Genomic DNA, 2,687 nt, shown 5'->3' with positions numbered 1-2,687 from the left:
TCGACTACCTCGAACGCGGGCACGGCGAGGCGGCAGGCGAGCCGGAGATTTACTGATGGCACATGATCTGGATGCGGCCCTGCGGGGCATCTCGGGGATCCTCGTGACGCCCTATGACGACCGGGGCGAGATCGCGCCCGGGAAGCTGTCGCCGATCATCGACCGGGCGGTCGGTGCGGGCGTCCACATGCCGGTGGTCAACGGCAACACCGGCGAGTTCTACGCCCTCACCACGGACGAGGCCTGCACGATGGTGCGCGAGGTCGCCTCGATCCTCGGCGACCGTGCGCCGCTTCTGGCTGGCATAGGACGCGGCATCCGCGACGCCTGCCGGCTGGCCGAGGCCAGCGCCGAGGCCGGCGCGGCAGCATTGATGATCCACCAGCCGCCCGATCCGTTCGTCTCGCCGCGGGGGACCATCGACTACGTCCAGGCCGTCTCGGATGCCGCGGGCGGCCTGCCGATCATGCTCTATCTCAGGAACGACGCGATCGGGACGAGCGCGATCAAGGCGCTGTGCGATCTGCCGGGGGTGAAGGGCGTGAAATGGGCCACGCCCAACCCGCTGAAACTGGCCGAGGCGCGCGCCGCCTGCTCGCCCGACATCGTCTGGGTCGGCGGATTGGCCGAGGTCTGGGCGCCCCCCTTCTACGCGGTGGGGGCGCGCGGGTTCACCAGCGGCCTCATCAACATCTGGCCCGAGCGCTCGGTCGCGATCCACAAGGCGCTCGATGGCGGCGACTACGAGGAAGCCAACCGCCTGATCGCCGAGATGCGCCCGTTCGAGGATATCCGCGCAGAAGAGCTGAACGGCACGAACGTGACCGGCGTGAAGGCCGCGCTCCAGGCGATCGGGATCGATTGCGGCCGGACCCGCCCGCCTTCGGCCTGGCCGCTGACGGACGCTCAACGGAAGACGATGACGGACTTCCTCGCCAAGAACGACCTTCTCTGAAAGGAGACCGAATGCTCGACCAGACCTTCCCCCCCCACGGCAAGCACCTCGTCGCCGGAGAGTGGGTCGCGTCCGACCGGACGTTCCGCTCCGAGCCTGCCACGGGGGACGCCCACGACTTCTCTGTCGGCACCCCTGAACGGGTCGACCGGGCCTGCGAGGCCGCGGAAGACGCATTCCCGACCTACGCGAACACCTCCCGCGAAGAGCGCGCCGCCTTCCTCGACGCCATCGCCGACGAGATCGAGGCGCGGGGCGACGCGATCACCGCCATCGGGACGTCCGAGACCGGCCTGCCCGACGCCCGCCTGCAGGGCGAGCGCGGTCGCACGACCGGTCAGCTGCGCCTCTTCGCCAGCCACATCCGCGAGGGCGCCTGTCTCGATCGCCGACATGACGGGGCGCTGCCCGACCGCCAGCCGCTGCAGATGGACGACGGCGACACGGACGCCGACGCGCTGCGGGATGCGGCCAAGGCCGCGCTCGAGCAGATGGGTCCGCAGACCATGCTGACCGACGGCATCGCCGCCACCTGCAAATCGGGTGCGGCGGCGATGGCCGAACATCGCGGTGTGACCTCGGTCGTCGTGACCGACCCGGTCGAGCGCAGCGGGACGCCGTTCCTGTTCGAGGCCGATGCCGAGACCTGGTTCGGCAGCGATGAGCTGAGCGAAGAGGTCTTCGGCCCCGTCGGCCTGATCTTGCGCTGCAAGGATGCCGCCGAGGTCGAGAAGGTCGCCCGCACGATGCAGGGTCAGCTCACCGTGACGCTGCAGATGGACGACGGCGACACGGACGCTGCCCGTGCGCTTCTGCCCCTTGCGGAACGCAAGGCCGGCCGCGTGCTTCCCCACCGGCGTGGAAGTGGCCGACGCGATGGTGCACGGAGGCCCCTACCCGGCGTCGACGAATGTCGGCACCCTGTCGATCCGGCGCGTCCTGCGCCCGGTCTGCTACCAGAACCTCCCCGTGGCGCTGATGCCCGAAGACCTGAAGTGAGATCCCGACATGAATCCCGATACCCGTGAAAAGCTGATGGGCGTCTCCGTGGCGACGCTGGCGACGGCGCTCTACAAGCGCGGCCTGCGGAGCCAGGTGATCCAGGGCGTGAACCCGCTGGGCTGGAAGGGCCGCAACATGGTCGGTCCCGCCTTCACCCTGCGCTACATGCCCGCCCGCGAGGATCGCAATCAGCTGGTGGAGTTCCGCAACCCCGAGCATCCGCAACGCGTCGCCATCGAGACCTGCCCCGAGGGCCACGTCCTGGTGATGGACAGCCGCAAGTCCGCCACCGCCGCAAGTGCGGGCGACATCCTGATCACCCGGCTGATGAAGCGGGGCGGAGCGGGCGTCGTGACGGATGGCGGCTTCCGGGACGCGGCCATCATCGCCGAGCTGGACATCCCGGCCTATCACACGCGCCCCTCCAGCCCCACGAACCTGACGACGAACGAGGCCATCGCCCTCAACGAGCCGATCGGCTGCGGCGACGCGCCCGTCTTCCCGGGCGACATCATCGTGGGCGACGCGGACTGCGTGATCGTGATCCCCGCCGAGATCGCCGACGAGGTCGCAGCCGAAGCCGTCGAGATGACGGCCTACGAGGATTTCGTGGTAGACCAGGTGAAAGCCGGAGCCTCCATCATCGGCCTCTACCCGGCCACGGACGAAAGCAACCTCCAGCGCTTCGCAGAGTGGCGACAAGCCAAAGGGCGCTGACAAGGGGCGCGGC

The 2,687-nt window shown here is 69.3% G+C and carries 2 protein-coding genes and 1 pseudogene; all 3 read left to right on the top strand.

Annotation, left to right across the window (positions count from 1 at the left end):
• Nucleotides 1-55 precede the first annotated feature (55 nt).
• The 3 genes and pseudogenes from PAM7066_RS18395 (at nt 56) to PAM7066_RS18385 (ending at nt 2,674) form a co-directional block, all read left to right on the top strand.
• Entirely contained in the window at nt 56-955 is a 900-nt protein-coding gene (locus PAM7066_RS18395; protein ID WP_085855653.1) for a dihydrodipicolinate synthase family protein, read from the top strand.
• An 11-nt stretch (nt 956-966) separates the two neighbouring features.
• Nucleotides 967-1,954, top strand: a pseudogene (locus PAM7066_RS18390) (aldehyde dehydrogenase family protein).
• Nucleotides 1,955-1,963: 9 nt separating this feature from the next.
• Nucleotides 1,964-2,674 carry a ribonuclease activity regulator RraA gene (locus PAM7066_RS18385; protein WP_085855652.1) on the top strand — a complete coding sequence of 237 codons (711 nt, stop codon included), beginning with the start codon at nt 1,964-1,966 and terminating at the stop codon, nt 2,672-2,674.
• Nucleotides 2,675-2,687: the final 13 nt, after the last annotated feature.

This window comes from Palleronia marisminoris (assembly GCF_900172315.1).
Taxonomy (GTDB): domain Bacteria; phylum Pseudomonadota; class Alphaproteobacteria; order Rhodobacterales; family Rhodobacteraceae; genus Palleronia; species Palleronia marisminoris.
The sequence above is the reverse complement of the archived record's forward strand: the minus strand, read 5'-3'. Positions and strand labels throughout refer to the sequence as shown.